Below are 20,344 nucleotides of genomic sequence, written 5' to 3'. Positions count from 1 at the left end.
CACCCTGTACGACCACAACCTACCAGGTCTTACCTCAGGGAAAGGGTCTGAACGATGGATGCGACAGCTCATCGAATGCACAATCGACTGCTCGCAAAGACGTGAAACAGGGGATCGCCGTTGCAAGGTACAAAACCCACGATAAAACGCAGTGACCTGATCTGGACGCTGATCGGGTTGTGCGCCGTGGTCGGGTCCTGTTTCCTGCTCTACCGCGAAGTGCGCAACATTTCCCTCGACGAAATCGCCGGCAGCCTCAGGGCCATTCCGCACCTGAACTGGATTCTCGCAGCCGCCGCCACCCTGGGTGCCTACTCGGCGCTCGCCTGGTACGACCGCATCGCCATCGCCCACCTGGGCAAGAAGATCTCCTGGCGCTTCATCACCCTGTGCTCCTTCACCACCTACGCCCTGGCCCACAATATCGGCGCGTCGGTGTTCTCCGGCGCCGTGGTGCGTTATCGCGCCTACCGCACCAAGGGCCTGACGCCCCATGAAATCGGCATCCTGATCGTTTTCTGTTCCTTCACCTTCGCCCTCGGCACCCTGCTGGCCAGCGGCTGCGTGCTGGTGCTGCAGCCGGATCTGATCCACCGCGTGCTGGACGTCACCCCGCTGGTCTCGATAGCCGTCGGGGGGTTCCTGTTGCTGCTGGTAGGCCTCTACGTGCTGGGCTCGTGGCTGCAGTTCAAGCCCTGGACGTTCGGCAAGCTGCATGTCGAGTACCCGCGCCTGCGCATCGTTGGCCGCCAGTTGCTGGCAGGCCCGCTGGAGCTGGCTTGCGCCGCGGCGATCATCTATTTCGCCCTGCCCGAAGCTTACAATCCCGGCTACATGGTGGTGCTCGGCGTATTCCTGGCGTCCTTCTCCCTGGCCCTGCTGTCCCACGCACCGGGTGGCCTGGGTGTACTGGAGGTCAGTTTCCTGGCAGCCCTGCCGGAAATCCCTGCCTCGGACGTGCTGGCGGCGCTGATCGTGTTCCGCGGCTTCTACCTGCTGCTGCCCTTCGCCCTGTCGCTGATCGTCGTACTGGGCTTCGAATGGGGCCAATGGCGCGAGCGCCGCGAAGTGCAAAATCCGCCACTGCCCTGACGAAGCGGCAGCGCTGCACGATCATTTCGCCTAGAATGCGCGGCCGTTTTTTCAGGAGCCGCGCGACATGCCACTTTCCACCCCTGCCCGCGCCTGCGGTATCGACTTCGGCACCTCCAACTCCACCGTCGGCTGGCTGCGCCCGGGCGGCGAGACGCTGATCCCGCTGGAAGACGGCAAGATCACCCTGCCCTCCGTGGTGTTCTTCAACCTCGAGGAGCGCCGCCCCGTCTACGGCCGCCTGGCCCTGCACGAGTACCTGGAAGGCTACGAGGGCCGCCTGATGCGCTCGCTCAAGAGCCTGCTCGGTTCCAAGCTGCTGAAGAGCGAAACCGCGGTGATGGGCAGCGCGCTGCCGTTCAAGGACCTGCTCGGTTTCTTTATCGGCGAGCTGAAAAAGCGCGCCGAAGCGGTCGCCGAACGCCCCTTTGAAGCCGTGGTACTGGGCCGCCCGGTGTTCTTCGTGGATGACGACCCGCTGGCCGATCAGGAAGCCGAAAACACCCTGATCGCGGTGGCGCAGAAGCTCGGCTTCAAGGACGTGTCCTTCCAGTACGAGCCGATCGCCGCGGCCTTCGACTACGAATCCACCATCGAGCGCGAAGAGCTGGTGCTGATCGTCGACATCGGCGGGGGTACCTCGGACTTCTCCCTGGTGCGCCTGGCACCGGAGCGCCGTCAGCTCGTTGAGCGTCAGGGCGACATCCTGGCTACCGGCGGCGTGCATATCGGCGGCACCGACTTCGACAAACAGCTCAGCCTGCAAGGCGTAATGCCGTTGTTCGGCTATGGCAGCCGGATGAAGAGCGACGCGCTGATGCCCACCAGTTTCCACCTCAACCTGGCGACCTGGCACACCATCAACGTCGTCTACTCGGCTGCCTCGCAGCGCGCGCTGCAGAACATGCGCTATGACATCGTCGACCCGACCGGCATCGACCGCCTGTTCAAGCTGATCGAGCAACGCGCGGGCCACTGGCTGGCGATGCAGATCGAAGAAAGCAAGATCGCCCTGACCGAGCAACAGCAACACCTCATCGACCTGCAGCGTATCGAGGCGGGCCTGAGCGCCGAGCTGACCCGCGGGCTGTTCGAGGACAGCATCTCGGCACTGCTCGAACGCATCCGCGGTAGCGTGACCACGCTTCTCAGCGATGCAGGCGTGGGCCTGGAGCAGGTCGACACGGTGTTCTTCACCGGCGGCTCCAGCGGCGTGCCGGCCCTGCGCCAGAGCGTCGCTGCGCTGCTGCCCAACGCCCGGCATGTGGAAGGCAACACCTTCGGCAGCATCGGCAGCGGCCTGGCTATCGAGGCCAAGAAACGTTACGGCTGACACAGGTCGGCAACGTGCCGGTACCGACGAGGATGGAATGCTTTATATTTCCATCCCTCATTTCCAGGGAATGGTCACCATGCACACGCTAGAACGCATTTACCCGCTGAAGATGGATGAGCGCTTGGCTGCCGACCAGGCAACCCTCGACCTGCACCTGCAGCGTTACGGGTTCGCCAGCCGCTCCCTGCGGGGTCAGCGGGTGCTGGATATGGCCTGTGGTTGCGGCTACGGCAGCGCCATGCTGGCCGAGCAGCATCCGGACAAGCAGGTGGTCGGCATCGATATCGACCCCGAAGCGATCGCTTACGCCCAGGCCAACTATCAGCGCGAGAACCTGCGTTACCAGTGCGCCAATGCAGAAACCTTCGCCGACGACGCGGGCTTCGACAGCATCGTCAGCCTGGAAACCATCGAGCACCTGCCCAGCCCGCAACGCTTGATCGGCAATTACGTGCGGCTACTGGCCAAAGGTGGGGTAATCATCGCCTCGGTACCGACCACACCGACCCTGGACGGCAATCCCCATCACCTGCATGACTTCAGCCCGCGCAGCTTCTTCGCCCTGTTTCGCCGCCATGGCCTGCGGCCAGGGGCACGCTTCGAGCAGATCCAGCGCTGGGAGTTTTCCGGGCTGTTCAAAAAACCGCAGAAAGCGGCTCGCGAGCATCGCTCCGAAGGAGTCGGCAACGCGGTACTGGCCTACTACCGTCGGCACCCGCTGTACGTGTTCAAGCGCCTTTTTTCGATCCTGCGCTACGGCCTCAGCAACCGCTACCTGACTTGCCGGTTCAGTGCCGACTAGTCAGGGCCGAACAAGAAGGTAAGTGACGAAAGCTGTCCCTAACCCACTTGTGGGAGCGGGCGGGGACGCCCAGTCCATGCCCGCGAAAAAGTCACGGGCATGGCCCGTTCCCACAGGCAAAAGCAACAATGCCTGCTTTTGCCTTGAACCGCCCTTTAACGCGGTACCGCAGGCTTCTTGCTCTTGCCTTTGCCAGCCCCTGCACGCTCGCGGGCAGCCTGCTGGTTACGTGCTTCAGCGGCGGCCTTGGCCTGCTCGCGCTTGTCCCAGGGTTTGCTGCCATCACTACCACGCGGCGGCAGGCCGGTGTGCTGGGTGAGAATGCGTCCACCCGCCGGTTTGCCGCCGCCATTGCCAGCGACCTTCTTGCTACCGGCCGGCGTGGAGTTCTTGCGCCGGGCACTCTGGTACTCATCGGCCTTCGGCTGATAGGTCGGGATCAGCTGATGCTTGCCATCACCGATCAGATCCGCACGGCCCATGCGCTGCAGCGCCTCGCGCAACATCGGCCAGCCTTTTGGATCGTGGTAGCGCAGGAACGCCTTGTGCAAACGCCGCTGCTCTTCGCTCTTGACGATGGTCACCGCGCCGCTCTTGTAGGTGACCTTGCGCAGCGGGTTCTTGCCTGAGTGGTACATAGCCGTGGCCGTGGCCATCGGCGACGGGTAGAACGCCTGCACCTGGTCAGCACGGAAGCCGTGCTCCTTGAGCCACAAGGCCAGGTTCATCATGTCTTCATCGGTAGTGCCGGGGTGGGCTGCGATGAAATAAGGAATCAGGTACTGCTCCTTGCCCGCTTCCTTGGAGTACTTCTCGAACATGCGCTTGAACTTGTCATAGCTGCCAATGCCCGGCTTCATCATCTGGTTGAGCGGACCTTCCTCGGTGTGTTCCGGGGCGATCTTCAGATAACCACCGACGTGGTGGGTGACCAGTTCCTTGACGTACTCCGGCGACTCGACGGCCAGGTCGTAACGCAGGCCCGACGCGATGAGAATCTTCTTCACGCCCGGCAACGCACGGGCACTGCGGTACAGCTGGATGAGCGACGAGTGATCGGTGTTCAGGTTCGGGCAGATGCCAGGGAACACGCAAGACGGCTTGCGGCACGCGGATTCGATTTCCGGACTCTTGCAGGCGATGCGGTACATGTTCGCGGTCGGGCCGCCCAGGTCGGAAATGACGCCGGTGAATCCAGGCACCTTGTCGCGAATTTCCTCGATCTCACGAATGATCGACTCTTCGGAACGGTTCTGGATGATGCGACCTTCGTGCTCGGTGATCGAGCAGAAGGTACAGCCGCCGAAGCAGCCGCGCATGATGTTCACCGAGAAGCGGATCATGTCGTAGGCCGGGATCTTTTCCTTGCCATACGCCGGATGCGGAATGCGCGCATAGGGCATGCCGAACACGTAGTCCATTTCCTCGGTGGTCATCGGAATGGGGGGCGGGTTGAACCACACGTCGATTTCGCCATGCTTCTGCACCAGCGCACGGGCGTTGCCCGGGTTGGTTTCCAGGTGCAGCACGCGGTTGGCGTGAGCGTAGAGCACCGGATCGTTGCGCACCTTTTCCATGGACGGCAGACGAATCACCGTCTTGTCGCGGGTCATCTTCGGGCTGGCGAGAATCTGCACGACCTTGGCTTCGTTCGGGTCCTCGACCTCCCCCTTCTCCTGCTCGATGGCGCAGGCCTGGGTGTCCTGGGTATTCACGTACGGGTTGATGATCTTGTCGATCTTGCCCGGGCGGTCAATGCGCGTGGAGTCGACTTCGTACCAGTCTTTCGGCGTATCACGGCGAATGAACGCGGTGCCGCGCACATCGGTGATGTCTTCGATCTTCTGGCCGTAGGACAGGCGCTGGGCAACCTCGACGATGGCTCGCTCGGCATTGCCGTAGAGGAGAATATCGGCAGCTGCGTCGATCAGAATCGAGTTGCGCACGCGATCCTGCCAGTAGTCGTAATGGGCGATGCGGCGCAACGATGCCTCGATGCCACCGAGCACGATCGGCACGTGCTTGTACGCTTCCTTGCAGCGCTGGCTGTACACCAGGCTGGCGCGATCCGGACGCTTGCCCGCCAGGCCGCCCGGTGTATAGGCGTCGTCGGAGCGGATCTTCTTGTCCGCGGTGTAGCGATTGATCATCGAGTCCATGTTGCCGGCCGCCACGCCGAAGAACAGGTTCGGCTCGCCGAGCTTCATGAAGTCGTCTTTGGACTGCCAGTTCGGCTGGGCGATGATGCCCACGCGAAAGCCCTGGGCTTCCAGCAGACGGCCGATGATCGCCATGCCGAACGAGGGATGGTCGACGTAGGCATCACCGGTAACGATGATGATGTCGCACGAATCCCAGCCGAGCTGATCCATCTCCTCCCTGCTCATCGGCAGGAAAGGCGCAGGGCCGAAACACTCGGCCCAGTATTTGGGATAGTCGAACAGCGGCTTGGCGGCTTGCATGGCGGTAACCGTTTTTGATCAGGAATTTCACGGGGCGCGGAATATAGCACAAATTTTAACCAAACCCGACTGCCGCGCTAGGTTGTACCGGGCATCCGATAGCAGGTATCGCGCTTCGCTTTGGTCATTCAAAAGCACAGCGTTCGGTGTACGCTTAGGCTTACACAACAAGACCCGCTCGCCTCCAGGAGCCCCCGCTTGCAGCGCCTAGCCACATTCCTGTCGCAGATCCTGATCCTGGCGACCCTGAGCCTTTCGGCGCAGGCCGAGGTCATCAGCCTGACGGCCAGCAGCAGCGGCCAGAGTCTCAACGGCCAGGTGGAATTGCTCGAAGATCCCGGCGCGGCGCTGAGCATCGACGACATGGCCGACCCGGCCGTGCAGCAGCGCTTCACGCCCGCCAACGGCAAGGCCAGCGTTGGCCAGAACCCCAACCCATGGTGGGTCAAGGTGACTCTGCGCGCAGAGACCATGGCGCCCAGCCAGTGGTGGCTGGAAGTCGCCTCGGTCACCCTGCTCGACCTGCAGCTGTACTTTCCAGACGGCCAGGGAGGCTGGCAAAAGCGCCAGTCCGGGGAGAAGGTGAGTTTCGCCGAGGGTCGCGACCATCCCCACCGGCGCATGCTGTTGCGCCTACCCGAACTGGGCGAGCAGCCACTCACCTTTTACCTGCGCAGTTATGACCCGGCCGGCAACTCCTTTCCGCTCAAGGTCTGGCAACTGGACGACCTGAAAACGCAGGCCGCCGGGGAAAATCTCTGGCTCGGCGTGATCTACGGCGTGATCACTGCGCTGCTGCTCTACAACCTGTTCATCTTCCTGGCACTGCGTGACAGCGCCTACTTCTGGTACGTGGTGACCACCGCCGGCGCGCTGTTGATGATTCTCGGCATGACCGGCCATGGCTTCCAGTACCTGTGGCCCGGCTCGGCGGTGCCCTTCTGGCTCGATCGCATCAGCGTGCCGGCACTGTGGGGCTTCGGTGCCTGCCGCTTCACTCAGAAACTGCTGCAGACCCGCCGTTTCCTGCCCTGGGCTCATCATTTGCTGACCATCAGCTGTGCCCTGTACCTGACCGCCGTCGCGGCCGACGCCTTTGGTCTGCGCGCGGTTGGCGCCTGGATTTTCGTGCTGCTGGCGATCACCACCATCCCCACCGCCATCTGGGCTTCGCTGAAGCGCTGGCGCCAGGGCTACTTTCCGGCCTGCCTGTACTTCTGCGGGTACGGCATGATCCTGGCGAGCGTCAATCTGCTGTTGCTGCGCGCTACCGGCATCATTCAGCCAGCGGCCTGGAACAGTTATGTGTTTCCGGTCGCGGTGGCGCTGGAGTCGATCCTGTTCTCGTTCGCCCTCGCCTACCGCATCCAGTTGCTGAAGAACCAGCGGGCTGAAGCGCTGCAGCGCGCCGACGAGGAAAAAGGCGCGCGCCTGGCCCAGGTACAGGCCAGCGCCGATGATCTGCAACTGGCCGTGGACCGGCGTACCGCCGAACTGAAAAGCGCCAACCTGCAACTCTCCCAGCAGAAGCAAGAATTGCGGCATGCCGCCTTTCACGATGCCCTGACCGACCTACCCAACCGCCGCCATCTGGTGGAGCAGTGCGAGAGCGCCTTGCGCGGTGCGCGGCAGAGCGATGAAAACCTGGCACTGCTGCTGATCGACCTGGATCACTTCAAACCGATCAACGACCAGCACGGCCACGATGCCGGCGACATGCTGTTGCAGCACATCGGCCGAAGGCTGCGCGAGCATGTGCGCGGCAGCGATACGGTGGCGCGCCTGGGCGGGGATGAGTTCGCGGTATTGATCGGCGGCGCCGATGCCCAGCACTACGCCAGGGATGTCGCCGAACGCCTGCTCGCCGAACTGGCCCGGCCAGTGGACTATGCCGGCCACGCCCTGACCGTCAGCATCAGCATCGGCGCGGCGTTCTATCCCCAGCATGCCGAGCAGTTCGCCGGCCTCTACAAGGCAGCCGACCAGGCGCTCTATCAGGCCAAGGCAGCCGGCCGCTCGGGTTACGCGGTGTTCCAGCCGGCCGGCTGAGCCGTCACTCGTCGTCGAACTGGTAGCTGCCGGGCGCCAGGTTCTCGAAACGCGAGTACTTGCCGAGGAAGGCCAGGCGCGCGGTCCCCAGGGGGCCGTTACGCTGCTTGCCGATGATGATTTCGGCGACGCCCTTGTACTCGGTCTCCGGGTGGTAGACCTCGTCCCGGTATACGAAAAGGATGATGTCGGCGTCCTGCTCGATCGCCCCGGATTCACGCAAGTCGGAGTTGATCGGGCGCTTGTTGGGCCGCTGCTCCAGACCCCGATTGAGCTGCGAGAGGGCAATGACCGGGCAGTTGAATTCCTTGGCCAGCGCCTTGAGCGAGCGCGAAATCTCGGAAATCTCGTTGACCCGGCTATCACCGCTGGAGCCGGGAATCTGCATCAGCTGCAGGTAGTCGACCATGATCAGGCCGATCTCGCCGTGCTCGCGGGCCAGACGCCGGGTGCGCGCGCGCATCTCGCTAGGCGAGATACCGGCGGTGTCATCGATGAACAGTTTGCGGTCATTGAGCAGGTTGACCGCCGAGGTCAGCCGCGGCCAGTCGTCATCGTCCAGGCGGCCGGCACGCACTTTGGTCTGGTCGATGCGACCGAGGGACGCCAGCATACGAATCACGATGGATTCGGAAGGCATCTCCAGGGAATACACCAGGATCGACTTGTCGCTGCGCATCAGCGCGTTTTCCACCAGGTTCATGGCGAAGGTGGTCTTACCCATCGACGGACGACCGGCGACGATGATCATGTCGGCCGGCTGCAGGCCGCTGGTCAGGTTGTCCAGGTCGGTGAAGCCAGTGGACAGGCCGGTGATCGCGTCACCGTTGTTGAACAGCTCGTCGATGCGGTCGATGGCCTTGACCAGGATGTCGTTGATGCCCACCGGGCCACCGGTCTTCGGTCGCGCTTCGGCGATCTGGAAGATCAGCCGCTCGGCCTCGTCGAGAATTTCCTCGCCGGTACGGCCTTCGGGTGCGTAGGCACTGTCGGCAATCTCGTTGCTGATGCCGATCAGTTTGCGCAGGGTGGCGCGCTCGCGAATGATCCCCGCGTAGGCCTTGATGTTGGCCACCGACGGCGTGTTCTTGGCCAGCTCGCCCAGATACGCCAGGCCGCCGACCTGCGACAACTGCCCTTCCTTGTCGAGCTGCTCGGACAGGGTAACCACGTCGAACGGCTGGTTGCGCTCGGCGAGCTTGAAGATGGCGCGAAAGACCAGGCGATGGTCATGGCGATAGAAGTCGCCATCGGACACCTGATCCAGCACGCGCTCCCAGGCGTTGTTGTCGAGCATCAAACCACCGAGCACCGCCTGCTCGGCCTCGATCGAGTGCGGAGGCACCTTCAGGGCTGCGGTTTGCAGGTCGTACTGTTCGGGGATGCTGATGTCGTTCATGGGCGCCTGGAAAGAATGCTTGGGGTGAAAAACAAAGGGCACGGTACCGCTTTCGCAATACCGTGCCCGATGTTAGCGGGAAGGCACCTGAGTGCAAACCCGCTAAGCAGTTCGCTGAGAATTAAGCAGCGACTACGACAACCTTGACGGTTGCTTCGACGTCGCTGTGCAGGTGCACGGCTACGTCGTATTCGCCAACCTGGCGAATGGTGCCGTTCGGCAGACGCACTTCGGCCTTGGCCACTTCAACGCCGGAGGCGGTCAGGGCGTCAGCGATGTCGTGGGTGCCGATGGAACCGAACAGCTTGCCTTCATCACCAGCGGTAGCGGTGATGGTGACTTCCAGCTCAGCCAGCTGAGCAGCGCGAGCTTCGGCGGACGCCTTCTTCTCGGCAGCAGCTTTTTCCAGCTCGGCGCGACGTGCTTCGAAAGCAGCGACGTTGGCTTCGGTGGCAGCGGTAGCTTTGCCTTGCGGCAGCAGGAAGTTACGGCCGTAACCGGCTTTAACGTTCACTTTATCGCCCAGGTTGCCCAGGTTGGCGATTTTTTCCAGCAGGATGACTTCCATTTGGGTGTTACCTCTTAACTTTTAACCTTCACCGTTGGCGGGACCCGAACCGGGCTTGTCCGCCAGACGACCACGAAAATCAAACAGACTGTCGACGATGGCTAACACCACCAGCAAGGGAAAGGTCAGCTGCATGAACAGCAGCAGCGTGATGTACATACCGACCAGCCAGAACTTCGACAGTCGGCCCTTGGCAACCAGCCCGTGCAACAGGGCGACGCCTGCGAACGCCAGCGGAACACTGCACAACGGTGTCAGCATGGCCATCTCGACACCCAGACTGGGCCCGAGCAGCATGCCGACCAGCAGCAACATCGCCAGCATCGGCGGAAATCTCAGCTCACGAAACTCGGAGCCGAAACCTCCAGGGTTGTACAACGCCGCTTGCCAGAACCGCCCAAGCATCAGGCTCAGCAAGCTGACCACCTGCAGCAACGCTGCCAGCAATCCGGTCAGGATCGGTGCAATGAGACTCTGCAGAAGCGCCTGATCGTCCACCGACATCTGCTGGTGAACCCCATCGAACATCTGCGGCAGCAGCTTGCTCAGCTCCTGCGCCATGGCTTCGATGGGCTCGCGGAACGTCGCCCCCAAAACCAGTCCATACACCAGGCCCAGCGCGATGCTGAACAACAGCACCCGCCTCCAGGACGGATTGGCGCGCAACACGCACGCCAGCCCCAGCGCGCCCAGCAGCACCAGCAAGGTGCGCGGTTCGCCGAAGTACCACCAGCCAATGGCCGGCAGCAACGCCCAGGCGAGGATGCCGATGGCATCACTCAGGCCGCGCCGCAGAAGCACCAGGCTTCCCGCGGCGGCACTCAACCAGAACAGCAGCGGCAAAGCTGCAGAACCGACCACCACGAGGGTGGCCTGCATACGGCCGCGCATGATGAATTCTGCCAAGGCGCGCATGCGATATATCCCTTACTACTTGTCGAACGTCAGATCTTAACGGCCGTGGCTGTCGGTGTAGGGCAGCAGGGCCAGGAAGCGGGCGCGCTTGATAGCGGTAGCCAGCTGACGCTGATAACGAGCCTTGGTACCGGTAATACGGCTAGGAACGATTTTGCCGGTTTCCGAGATGTAGGCTTTCAGAGTGTTGAGATCTTTGAAATCGATCTCTTTCACGTCTTCAGCGGTGAAACGGCAGAATTTACGACGACGGAAGAAACGTGCCATGGGATTGGCTCCTCAATAGATCCGGTGATTACTCGTCAGCGTTGTCGCTGTCGTTGTTGTCGCTGTCATCGCCGTCGTTGGACTCGGCGTTTTCAGGACGTTCACGACGCTCACGGCGCTCACTGCGGTTTTCTTCGGCCTTGAGCATCTCGGATTGGCCGGTAACGGCCTCTTCGCGACGGATGACCAGGTTACGGATCACGGCATCGTTGTAGCGGAAGTTGTCTTCCAGCTCGGCCAGGGCCTTGCCGCTGCACTCAACGTTCAGCATCACGTAGTGAGCCTTGTGAACGTTGTTGATGGCGTAGGCCAGTTGACGACGGCCCCAATCTTCCAGACGGTGAATTTTGCCGCCGTCTTCTTCGATCAGCTTGGTGTAACGCTCGACCATGCCGCCGACTTGCTCGCTCTGGTCCGGGTGAACCAGAAAGATGATTTCGTAATGACGCATGAATGCTCCTTACGGGTTGTAGCCTGCCGCGAAATGCGGTCAGGCAAGGAGTGAATGACACTGTTGACTTGCTGAAACGCAGAGGCGCAAAAACGCCTGCCATGACAGCAAGGGGCGACATTCTAGAGAAGCCCCCTGGTGCACGCAAGGCGATTTGGCGATTTTTTGAACAGCTGATCGCCGACGCTGTGTCGGCGATTGTTTCAGCCTTTGCCCGAGCGACGCTGGCGCAACGCCTCGAACAGACAGATGCCAGTGGCGACCGACACGTTGAGACTGCTGACACTACCCGCCATGGGCAGTTTGACCAAGTAATCGCAGTGCTCGCGGGTAAGGCGGCGCATGCCTTTGCCTTCGGCGCCCATGATCAGCACCGTAGGACCGGTCATGTCCTGCTGGAACAGCTCCTGCTCGGCTTCACCAGCCGTACCGACGACCCACAGGCCACGCTGCTGAAGTTTTTCCAGGCTGCGCGCCAGGTTGGTCACCGCAACCAACGGGATCACCTCCGCAGCCCCGCAGGCGACCTTGCGCACCACCGGAGTGAGGGTGGCCGACTTGTCCTTGGGCACGATCACCGCCAGCGCACCGGCCGCATCGGCGGTGCGCAGGCAGGCGCCGAGATTGTGCGGATCGGTCACGCCGTCGAGCACCAGCAGCAACGGCGGGCCTTCACAACGATCGAGCAACTCCTCGAGCATCGCCTCGCCCCACACCTGGCTCGGGCTGACCTCGGCGACCACGCCCTGGTGCACGCCCTCGACCCAGGCATCCATTTCACGGCGCTCGCACTGACCAACGGCGACTCGCGCCTGGCCAGCCAGTTCGAGCAGCGGCTGCACACGCGGGTCACTGCGACCATCGGCCAGCCAGATCTGCTTCACACGCTTGGGGTGATGACGCAGCAACGCCTCGACGGCATGCACGCCGTAGATCTTTTCCAGCTGACTCATGACTTGGCCTTGCCTTTCGACGGCCCCTTGCGGTGGCGGCTCGGCTTGCCGCTCCTGTCCGTCGTCTTGCCGCCTCCTTTCTTGCCGGAGGTCTTGGACTCGTCGAGCAGCGCCTTCTTCACGTCACGGCTTTTCTGCACGTCGGTGTTGCCAGCCGGCGCATTGCGCGAGCCCCGGCCACCGCGGCTGTCACTGCCGGTTTCGCGGCGCTTGCGGGCAGCAGGCGCCTGCTCGACGCCTTGAGCCATTTCGAAATCGATCTTGCGCTCGTCCAGATCGACGCGCATCACGGTGACCGACACGCTGTCGCCCAGGCGATAGTTGCGACCGCTGCGCTCACCGGCCAGGCGGTGGTGCACCGGGTCGAAGTGGTAGTAATCCGCCGGCAGCGCGGTGACGTGCACCAGGCCTTCGACGTAGATGTCCTTGAGCTCGACGAACAGGCCGAAACCGGTCACGGCGGTGATCACGCCCGGGAAGGTTTCACCGACGCGGTCCTTCATGAACTCGCACTTGAGCCAGTTGACCACGTCACGGGTGGCTTCATCGGCACGCCGCTCGGACATCGAGCACTGCTCGCCAAGCTGCTCGAGCATCGGCTCGTCGTACGGATAGATGCGCGCCTTGGGCATGCTCACGGCACCGGCACGCTCGACGTGCGGCGTGTCCTGCTTGGAGCGGATCACGCTGCGGATCGCGCGATGGATCAGCAGATCCGGGTAGCGGCGAATCGGCGAGGTAAAGTGCGCGTAGGCGTCGTAATTGAGGCCGAAGTGCCCCTGATTGTCGGCGCTATACACCGCCTGGCTGAGCGAGCGCAGCATCACCGTCTGGATCAGGTGGTAATCCTCGCGACCGCGGATGCTTTCCAGCAGCGCCTGATAGTCCTTGGGCGACGGGCCGTCTTTGGACTTGCCACGGTGCAGGGAAAGACCCAGCTCGCCGAGAAACGCCTTGAGCTTTTCCAGGCGCTCCGGTGGCGGACCATCGTGCACGCGGTACAACGCCGGAATGCCGTGCTTCTGCATGAACGCGGCGGTGGCCACGTTGGCGGCCAGCATGCATTCCTCGATCAGCTTGTGGGCATCGTTGCGCTGGGTCGGGCGGATCTCCGCGATCTTGCGACCCGAGCCGAAGATGATGCGCGTCTCCTGGGTTTCGAAGTCGATCGCGCCGCGCTCGTGGCGCGCGGTGAGCAGCACCTGATAGAGCGAATACAGTTGCTTGAGGTGCGGCAGCACGTCCTTGTACTCGCTGCGCAGGGCCTTGCCTTCGCTGCTCTTGGGCTGCTCGAGCATGGCACTGACCTTGTTGTAGGTCAGGCGCGCATGGGAGTGGATCACTGCCTCGTAGAACTTGTAGTCGGTCATCTTGCCGGTCTTGGAGATCGAGATCTCGCAGACCATGGCCAGGCGATCGACTTTGGGGTTCAGCGAGCACAGGCCGTTGGACAGCTCTTCCGGCAGCATGGGAATGACCCGCTCGGGGAAATACACCGAGTTGCCGCGCACCTGGGCTTCGGCATCCAGCGCCGAGCCGACCTTCACGTAGTGGGAAACGTCGGCGATGGCCACGTAAAGCTTCCATCCGCCGGAGAACAGACGCCAGTTGCCGCCATTCTTCTCGCAATACACCGCGTCGTCGAAGTCCCGGGCATCCTCGCCATCGATGGTGACGAAAGGGATATGCCGCATGTCGACGCGGTTTTCCTTATCCTTCTCCTCGACATCGGGCTTGAGCTTACGGGCTTCCTTGAGCACCGCCTCGGGCCAGACGTGGGGAATGTCGTAGCTGCGCAGCGCCACGTCGATTTCCATGCCCGGTGCCATGTAGTTGCCGACCACTTCGGTCACGTCGCCCTGGGGCTGGAAGCGCGGCGTCGGCCAGTGAGTGATCGTCACTTCGACGAACTGACCCTGCTTGGCGCCGCCGTTACGGCCGGCGGTGACCAGCACTTCCTGCTGGATCTTCGGATTGTCGGGAATCACGAAGCCGATACCGCTCTCTTCGTAATAACGGCCGACGATGGTCTCGTGACCACGGGAAATCACTTCGACGATGGCGCCTTCGCGACGACCACGACGGTCGAAGCCGGAAACCCGCGCCAGCGCGCGGTCACCATCGAACACCAGGCGCATCTGCGCCGGGCTGAGAAACAGGTCGTCGCTGCCGTCATCGGGCACCAGAAAACCGAAGCCGTCGCGGTGGCCACTGACGCGACCGAGGATCAAATCCAGCTTGTCCACCGGCGCATAGGTGCCGCGGCGGGTATAAATCAGTTGGCCGTCGCGCTCCATGGCGCGCAGCCGGCGGCGCAGGGCTTCGATCTGCTCGTCGGTGGTCAGCCCGAATTCGTCGACCAGCTCTTCACGACTGGCGGGCGAGCCGCGGTCAGCCAGCTGCTGAAGAATCAGCTCGCGGCTGGGAATGGGGTTGTCATACTTTTCCGCTTCTCGAGCGGCCTCGGGATCGAGGGATTGCCAATCGGCCATTAGAAACTGTTCACCTTATCTATAGAGTCGGTTTTTGCCATGTGTGTATTGAAGCGCGAAAGCGCCCTCCGGGTCAGCTTTCACCGAGAATAATTTTTCGACGTCAGGGGTTTACAAGGTAAAAGCACGACCGTATAGTTCGCGCCCACAGCGTCGAGCAGACGTTGTAACACGGAACAGATGAGCAATCATCAGTTTCAGTGCCCAGGTGGCGGAATTGGTAGACGCGCTGGTTTCAGGTATCAGTGATCGCAAGATCGTGGAAGTTCGAGTCTTCTCCTGGGCACCAAATTTCGTGAAGCAGCTTGATAACCTGCTTTGCAAATAACGGACGTAATGATCCGTGTCGGTAACGACGAACATTACTGCAGTGCCCAGGTGGCGGAATTGGTAGACGCGCTGGTTTCAGGTATCAGTGATCGCAAGATCGTGGAAGTTCGAGTCTTCTCCTGGGCACCAAATTCAAAAAAACCGAGCCGATGGCTCGGTTTTTTATTGCCTGCGATAAAGTGACCTGCAAGGCCTGGCAATCACCAGGCCCGCGCCACCCTCCTCACACCTTGAACTGGCCCAGGCTGCCCTTGAGCTGCCCCGCCAGACCATCGAGCACCCGACCGCTGTCGGCCGTCGCCGCCACAGCCTCAGCCGCACGCTGGGCTTCGGCATGGATCACCTCGACCCGCCCACGCACCGCATCGGCACCTTCGGCCTGATGCGCCGCCGCCTGAGTGGCGGCATTGATGGCGCCGTGCACGTCCTCGACCGAGCGCTGCACCGCCTGCTGGATTCGCGCACTTTCACGAAGCGCCGCCAATCCCTGATCCGCCTGCTGGCCCGCCTGACCGATCGCCCCGACCGCCTCGCGAGCGCCCTGTTGCAGGGCGACGATATGAGACTGAATATCGCCGGTCGATTGCTGGGTTTTGCTGGCCAGCGCGCGTACCTCATCCGCTACCACCGCGAAACCGCGGCCGCTCTCGCCAGCCCGCGCCGCCTCGATGGCCGCGTTGAGAGCCAGCAGGTTAGTTTGCTCGGCGATCGAGCGAATCACCGTGAGCACCACTTCGATCTGCTCGCTCTGCTTGGCCAGGCGCTCGATGACCGCCGAACCGGCGCCGACCCGCTGTACCAGCTCTTCGATGGAGCCGCCGACACGATTGGCGATCGCAGCGTTCTCCTGGGTCGACTGGCGAATGGCCTCGACCCGCTGCAGCGCCTCCTGCATGGCCCGGCTCTCGGCCTGGGCCTCGTCGGCCATCGCCGCCAGCGCCTGCAGGCTGGCCGCCACCTCGTCGCGCTGGCGCTCGGCGGCCGACTCCGCCGCCGCACTGCGAGCGCTCAGGGCGCTGATTTCCTGCCCGGTTCGCACCGCCACTTCACCCGCTTCGCGAACGATAGGCTGCAGCTTGGCGACAAAACGGTTGACCGCCGAGGCCATCTCTCCGACCTCGTCGCGGCTGTCGATCTCGATACGGCGAGTCAAGTCGCCCTCACCGGCAGCCAGGTCATCGAGTGCTGCGATCAAAGTGCGCAGGCGCACCACCACACGGCGCCCCAGCACGATGGCCAGCGCCAGCAAAACTCCGAACCCGACTACAGCGAGGCCCAGCCCAATGCGCCAACGCAGATTCGAGGCAGCAGCGTCGACCGCTGCACCGGTATTGGTCGCCATACCCTGGGCCGCCTGCTGCGCCGAAGCCAGCCGCTGCGAGAGCGCCTTGGCGCTGTCCGTCGAGGCGCCAGCCAGGCTGTCGGCGACGAGCTGCCCACCACTGGCCAGCAAGGCTTCGAAACGCTTGTCCACAGCCGCCAGCTCGGCATCGATGGCAGCCGTGGACACCCCCATCAGCACCTTGCCGATTTCCACATCGTTGGGGCTGATGCTGGCTTCGACGAAATATACGGTCGGGTCGGTCTTGGCTGCATTGACCACCTTGTCCAGCGCACGCTCCCCCTCACCCTTGTCGAGCATGTTCTTGATCTGCTCGTTCTGGCGATTGAGATAACGGGTCAGATGGTTACCCTCGGCATCGTCGTAGATCACGAACAACACGTTGGGGTTACGCTGCGCACGGCGGGCGAATTCCGACAGCGCGGGAATATCGGAATCCCACATGGCGCGCGGCGCCACGGCGGCGAGCAACTGCGCCAGATCATTGGCAGAGTCGCGAAGGCTGCGCTCGAGGCTGGCGCGAATCTGCACGCGCTCCTCGCTGAGGCGGCTCGAAAGGCCAGCCGAAAGGCTCTCGCGGGTGCGCACGGAAAGACTACCCAGGCTCGCTGAAACGTCCTGATTGGCCTGCTCCAACTCGTCCGCCAGACGCTGGGAATCACTGCCCAGCTGACGCTCCAGGTCGGTCACCAGACCGTCCACGGTACTGCGGGTCAGGGCCAGCACCAGCAGCACCTGCACGAACAAGGCCACGCCCAGCGCGATGAACACGGGCAACAGCAGGCGACTACGCAACAGCGACAAGACAGCGATCACGGGCAAATCCTCCGACCGCCAGAGGAGCGGCAACTTCAGGGTAGGATCAAGTCAAAGCAAGGCGCGTGCCGAGTAGAGGCACATCGCCAGATTGCGCCCAAGCGTCGTGGCTCGTCAAACGAAAACGGGCCGCCCAAAGGCGACCCGTTTCCTTTACCGACCTGCGGTTACCGCTCAGGCGAATGGATGACGCAGCACGATGGTCTCGTTGCGATCCGGCCCCGTGGAGATGATGTCGATCGGCGCACCGACCAGCTCTTCCAGGCGCGAGATATAGGCACGGGCGTTGGCCGGCAGTTCTTCCAGGGTCTTGGCACCCAGGGTCGACTCGCTCCAGCCCGGCATTTCCTCGTACACCGGCTCCAGGCCGATGTAGCTGTCGGCATCGGTGGGCGCATCGATGACCGCACCGTTCTCGTTCTTGTAGCCCACGCAGATGCGGATGGTCTCCAGACCGTCGAGCACGTCCAGCTTGGTCAGGCACAGGCCCGAGATGCTGTTGACGTCGATGGCGCGACGCAGGATCACCGCGTCGAACCAGCCGCAACGGCGGGCACGGCCGGTGGTGGCGCCGAACTCGTGGCCGCGCTTGGCCAGGAAAGCACCGATATCATCGAACAGCTCGGTAGGGAACGGGCCGGAACCGACGCGCGTGGTGTAGGCCTTGGTGATGCCGAGGATGTAGTCGATGTACATCGGGCCAACGCCGGAACCAGTGGCGATACCGCCAGCGGTGGTGTTGGAGCTGGTGACGTACGGGTAGGTGCCGTGGTCGATGTCCAGCAGCGAGCCCTGGGCGCCTTCGAACATGATGTCCTTGCCAGCGCGACGCAGGTTGTGCAGTTCGGCGGTGACGTCGAGCATCATCGGCTTGAGCTGCTCGGCGTATTCCATGCACTGATCCAGGGTTTCCTGGAAGTCGATGGCCGGCTCCTTGTAGTAATTCACCAGCTGGAAGTTGTGGTAATCCAGCAGCTCGCCAAGCTTGGCGGCGAAACGCTCGCGGTGGAACAGGTCACCGATGCGCAGACCACGACGGGCGACCTTGTCTTCGTAGGCAGGGCCGATGCCACGACCGGTGGTGCCGATCTTCAGCTCACCACGGGCCTTCTCGCGCGCCTGGTCCAGCGCCACGTGGTAGGACAGGATCAGCGGGCAGGACGGGCTGATGCGCAGGCGCTCGCGCACCGGTACACCCTTCTCTTCCAGCTTGTTGATCTCGCGCAGCAGGGCGTCAGGAGCGACCACCACGCCATTGCCGATCAGGCATTGCACGCCCTCGCGCAGTACGCCCGACGGAATCAGGTGCAGTACGGTTTTCTCACCGTCGATCACCAGCGTGTGGCCGGCATTGTGACCGCCCTGGTAACGCACGACGGCGGCGGCATGTTCGGTCAGCAGATCGACGATCTTGCCCTTGCCCTCATCACCCCATTGGGTGCCCAGGACGACGACATTCTTACCCATGATACTTGTCCTCTTCGCGCAAGCTTGAGCCGGTCACGGCCGGCGAAAGTAAATCAGAATAGACGACCCCGCGGGCCGCTCAGTCCAGCGCCAGCACCTGCCAGCGACCGTCACGCAATACCAACTGGCGATCGCAGCGCACCTGCGCCGCCTCGCCTAGCTCCTGACCGGGCAGCGCCTGTACCACGCGCTCGCCGTCGGCACGCAGGCGGCGAACCGCCTGCCACAGGTAAACGTCATGGCTGTCCGGCGCCCAGATACCAGCCGGCTCTTCGCCCAGCGGCATGCGGCCGAGCGTCACCAGGGTTTTCAGGTCGGTGGAAAAGCCGGTAGCCGGCCGGGCACGACCGAAGTCGGCGCCGATGTCGTCGTAACGACCGCCCTGGGCGATGGCCTGCCCCACGGAAGGTACGAACGCAGCGAACACCACGCCAGTGTGATAGTGATAACCACGCAGCTCGCCCAGATCGAAATACAACGGCAGCTCCGGATAGCGCAGCTCCAGCGCATCGGCGATGGCCACCAGCTCATCGAGAGCGGCATGCACATCATCCGGCGCGTCGACCAGGCAGGCTTGGGCCAGATCCAGCACGTCGCGACTTCCGCACAGCTCCGCCAGGGCCCGCAGCATGCGGCGCAGCGAGTCAGGCAGCGCCTCCGTCAGCGCATCGATCTCATCCATGGCCTTGCGCTGCAGGGCATCGAACAGCTGCTGCTCGACCTCGCCGGAAAGCTCGGCGGCACGCACCAGGCCGCGGTAGATACCGACATGCCCCAGGTCCATGTGCACGTCCGGCACTTCGGCCAGCTCGAGGGTATCGACCAGCAGGCTGATTACCTCGACATCGCTGGCCGGGCTGGCGTCGCCATACAGCTCGGCGCCCAGTTGAATCGGGCTGCGCGACGTGGTGAGCGCCCGCGGCTGCGCATGCAGCACGCTGCCGGCGTAGCACAAGCGGCTCGGGCCTTCACGGCGCAGGGTGTGCGCATCGATACGCGCGACCTGCGGCGTGATGTCGGCACGAAAGCCCATCTGCCGGCCGGACAGCGGATCGGTCACCTTGAAGGTACGCAGATCCAGGTCCTGGCCCGCGCCGGTGAGCAGCGACTCCAGATACTCGATATGGGGCGTAACCACGAATTCGTAACCCCAGCGCTGGAACAGATCCAGCACCTGGCGACGCGCGATTTCGATGCGCGCCGCTTCCGGGGGCAATACTTCTTCGATCCCATCTGGCAGCAGCCAGCGGTCTACCGTTGCCATTTCGCCATTTCCCTCTTGATTCGGGCGGCACAAGCCTTCAGTGAAGCGGATGGGAAGCCGAGCCCGGCAACAGGCCGGTCGACTCCAGGAACGGGCATCGAAGCGATCAGAGATTTGATTGCACGAAGCCCCCACGCCAGCGGCGCGGAAAGGGGCAAGGTCAGGGACCTTGGAAGACAGAACGTAACGCTCAGTTCGTGCCGCATGATTCCCACAGGCGTAAAAAAGCCGGGATTTTCCCGGCTGCCGCATCATACCACGTCGAAAGCCTCAAGCCGCAAGCTTCACACGACAAGCGAGCACTCGGCATCGGCTTGCGGCGTTTGGCCTGCGGCTCAG

Annotated in this window: 15 protein-coding genes, 2 tRNA genes and 1 pseudogene; 6 read left to right on the top strand and 12 right to left on the bottom strand. The window is 62.9% G+C overall.

The annotated features are described in order from the left end of the window. Nucleotides 1-120 precede the first annotated feature (120 nt). The 3 genes from BVH01_RS22210 (at nucleotide 121) to BVH01_RS22200 (ending at nucleotide 3,230) form a co-directional block, all read left to right on the top strand. Nucleotides 121-1,092, top strand: coding sequence for a YbhN family protein (locus BVH01_RS22210; protein ID WP_075932400.1), 972 nt, complete (start codon nucleotides 121-123; stop codon nucleotides 1,090-1,092). A gap of 67 nt (nucleotides 1,093-1,159) precedes the next feature. Further along, complete coding sequence (locus BVH01_RS22205) at nucleotides 1,160-2,425, top strand: Hsp70 family protein (RefSeq protein WP_075932399.1); 1,266 nt, start codon at nucleotides 1,160-1,162, stop codon at nucleotides 2,423-2,425. Between the two features lie 79 nt (nucleotides 2,426-2,504). Beyond that, nucleotides 2,505-3,230 (top strand): bifunctional 2-polyprenyl-6-hydroxyphenol methylase/3-demethylubiquinol 3-O-methyltransferase UbiG, encoded by a 726-nt coding sequence (locus BVH01_RS22200; protein ID WP_075932622.1) that lies wholly within the window; start codon nucleotides 2,505-2,507, stop codon nucleotides 3,228-3,230. Between the two features lie 155 nt (nucleotides 3,231-3,385). On the opposite strand, the gene BVH01_RS22195 is transcribed toward BVH01_RS22200, so the two are convergent. Beyond that, nucleotides 3,386-5,692, bottom strand: coding sequence for a YgiQ family radical SAM protein (locus tag BVH01_RS22195; RefSeq protein ID WP_075932398.1), 2,307 nt, complete (start codon nucleotides 5,690-5,692; stop codon nucleotides 3,386-3,388). Nucleotides 5,693-5,890: 198 nt separating this feature from the next. On the opposite strand from BVH01_RS22195, the gene BVH01_RS22190 reads away from it, so the two are divergent. Beyond that, nucleotides 5,891-7,741 carry a diguanylate cyclase domain-containing protein gene (locus tag BVH01_RS22190; RefSeq protein ID WP_075932397.1) on the top strand — a complete coding sequence of 617 codons (1,851 nt, stop codon included), beginning with the start codon at nucleotides 5,891-5,893 and terminating at the stop codon, nucleotides 7,739-7,741. Nucleotides 7,742-7,745: 4 nt separating this feature from the next. On the opposite strand, the gene dnaB is transcribed toward BVH01_RS22190, so the two are convergent. From dnaB to rnr, 7 genes are all read right to left on the bottom strand, one after another. Next, nucleotides 7,746-9,140 (bottom strand): replicative DNA helicase, encoded by a 1,395-nt coding sequence (dnaB, locus tag BVH01_RS22185; protein WP_075932396.1) that lies wholly within the window; start codon nucleotides 9,138-9,140, stop codon nucleotides 7,746-7,748. Nucleotides 9,141-9,261: 121 nt separating this feature from the next. Next, nucleotides 9,262-9,708 carry a 50S ribosomal protein L9 gene (gene rplI, locus BVH01_RS22180; protein WP_013793171.1) on the bottom strand — a complete coding sequence of 149 codons (447 nt, stop codon included), beginning with the start codon at nucleotides 9,706-9,708 and terminating at the stop codon, nucleotides 9,262-9,264. A 21-nt stretch (nucleotides 9,709-9,729) separates the two neighbouring features. Further along, nucleotides 9,730-10,623 carry a hypothetical protein gene (locus BVH01_RS22175; protein ID WP_075932395.1) on the bottom strand — a complete coding sequence of 298 codons (894 nt, stop codon included), beginning with the start codon at nucleotides 10,621-10,623 and terminating at the stop codon, nucleotides 9,730-9,732. 36 nt (nucleotides 10,624-10,659) lie between these two features. Then, a complete protein-coding gene (gene rpsR, locus BVH01_RS22170) occupies nucleotides 10,660-10,890 on the bottom strand; it encodes a 30S ribosomal protein S18 (protein WP_003246847.1) in 231 nt (76 codons plus the stop codon). A 28-nt stretch (nucleotides 10,891-10,918) separates the two neighbouring features. Next, on the bottom strand, nucleotides 10,919-11,341 hold the full coding sequence (rpsF, locus tag BVH01_RS22165) for a 30S ribosomal protein S6 (RefSeq protein WP_042553836.1): 423 nt from the start codon (nucleotides 11,339-11,341) through the stop codon (nucleotides 10,919-10,921). 203 nt (nucleotides 11,342-11,544) lie between these two features. Beyond that, nucleotides 11,545-12,294, bottom strand: coding sequence for a 23S rRNA (guanosine(2251)-2'-O)-methyltransferase RlmB (gene rlmB, locus BVH01_RS22160; RefSeq protein ID WP_075932394.1), 750 nt, complete (start codon nucleotides 12,292-12,294; stop codon nucleotides 11,545-11,547). Next, nucleotides 12,291-14,786: a ribonuclease R gene (gene rnr / locus BVH01_RS22155; RefSeq protein WP_075932393.1), complete on the bottom strand. Its 2,496-nt coding sequence runs from the start codon at nucleotides 14,784-14,786 to the stop codon at nucleotides 12,291-12,293. The genes rlmB and rnr overlap by 4 nt, the downstream gene beginning before the upstream one ends. 202 nt (nucleotides 14,787-14,988) lie before the next feature. Here rnr and BVH01_RS22150 point away from each other — a divergent pair. Both BVH01_RS22150 and BVH01_RS22145 read left to right on the top strand, forming a co-directional pair. Beyond that, nucleotides 14,989-15,075, top strand: a tRNA-Leu gene (locus BVH01_RS22150). A gap of 83 nt (nucleotides 15,076-15,158) precedes the next feature. Beyond that, a tRNA-Leu gene (locus BVH01_RS22145) sits at nucleotides 15,159-15,245 on the top strand. A gap of 94 nt (nucleotides 15,246-15,339) precedes the next feature. Here BVH01_RS22145 and BVH01_RS25330 read toward each other — a convergent pair. The 4 genes and pseudogenes from BVH01_RS25330 to BVH01_RS22130 all read right to left on the bottom strand — a co-directional run bounded on the left by BVH01_RS25330 (nucleotide 15,340) and on the right by BVH01_RS22130 (nucleotide 20,005). Next, nucleotides 15,340-16,224, bottom strand: coding sequence for a methyl-accepting chemotaxis protein (locus tag BVH01_RS25330; RefSeq protein WP_371915269.1), 885 nt, complete (start codon nucleotides 16,222-16,224; stop codon nucleotides 15,340-15,342). Continuing rightward, nucleotides 16,198-16,458, bottom strand: a pseudogene (locus tag BVH01_RS25325) (HAMP domain-containing protein); the annotation flags it as partial. The pseudogene BVH01_RS25325 and the gene BVH01_RS25330, both read right to left, overlap by 27 nt. Before the next feature lie 990 nt (nucleotides 16,459-17,448). Continuing rightward, nucleotides 17,449-18,741, bottom strand: coding sequence for an adenylosuccinate synthase (locus tag BVH01_RS22135; protein WP_075932391.1), 1,293 nt, complete (start codon nucleotides 18,739-18,741; stop codon nucleotides 17,449-17,451). Nucleotides 18,742-18,820: 79 nt separating this feature from the next. Beyond that, entirely contained in the window at nucleotides 18,821-20,005 is a 1,185-nt protein-coding gene (locus BVH01_RS22130) for an ATP phosphoribosyltransferase regulatory subunit (protein WP_075932390.1), read from the bottom strand. Nucleotides 20,006-20,344: the final 339 nt, after the last annotated feature.

Origin of the sequence: Pseudomonas sp. PA1(2017) (assembly GCF_001945375.1) — a bacterium.
Lineage (GTDB): Bacteria > Pseudomonadota > Gammaproteobacteria > Pseudomonadales > Pseudomonadaceae > Aquipseudomonas.
Note: the sequence above shows the minus strand (reverse complement) of the source record. Positions and strands in the feature narration are given on the sequence as shown.

Bases quoted from the DNA above. Each gene is read 5' to 3' on its own strand.
- BVH01_RS22205 (WP_075932399.1), top strand. From the start codon at position 1,160: ATGCCACTTTCCACCCCTGCCCGCGCCTGCGGTATCGACTTCGGCACC.
- BVH01_RS22200 (WP_075932622.1), top strand. From the start codon at position 2,505: ATGCACACGCTAGAACGCATTTACCCGCTGAAGATGGATGAGCGCTTG.
- BVH01_RS22195 (WP_075932398.1), bottom strand. From the start codon at position 5,692: ATGCAAGCCGCCAAGCCGCTGTTCGACTATCCCAAATACTGGGCCGAG.
- dnaB (WP_075932396.1), bottom strand. From the start codon at position 9,140: ATGAACGACATCAGCATCCCCGAACAGTACGACCTGCAAACCGCAGCC.
- rplI (WP_013793171.1), bottom strand. From the start codon at position 9,708: ATGGAAGTCATCCTGCTGGAAAAAATCGCCAACCTGGGCAACCTGGGC.
- BVH01_RS22175 (WP_075932395.1), bottom strand. From the start codon at position 10,623: ATGCGCGCCTTGGCAGAATTCATCATGCGCGGCCGTATGCAGGCCACC.
- rpsR (WP_003246847.1), bottom strand. From the start codon at position 10,890: ATGGCACGTTTCTTCCGTCGTCGTAAATTCTGCCGTTTCACCGCTGAA.
- rpsF (WP_042553836.1), bottom strand. From the start codon at position 11,341: ATGCGTCATTACGAAATCATCTTTCTGGTTCACCCGGACCAGAGCGAG.
- rlmB (WP_075932394.1), bottom strand. From the start codon at position 12,294: ATGAGTCAGCTGGAAAAGATCTACGGCGTGCATGCCGTCGAGGCGTTG.
- rnr (WP_075932393.1), bottom strand. From the start codon at position 14,786: ATGGCCGATTGGCAATCCCTCGATCCCGAGGCCGCTCGAGAAGCGGAA.
- BVH01_RS25330 (WP_371915269.1), bottom strand. From the start codon at position 16,224: ATGGCCTCGGCGGTCAACCGTTTTGTCGCCAAGCTGCAGCCTATCGTT.
- BVH01_RS22135 (WP_075932391.1), bottom strand. From the start codon at position 18,741: ATGGGTAAGAATGTCGTCGTCCTGGGCACCCAATGGGGTGATGAGGGC.
- BVH01_RS22130 (WP_075932390.1), bottom strand. From the start codon at position 20,005: ATGGCAACGGTAGACCGCTGGCTGCTGCCAGATGGGATCGAAGAAGTA.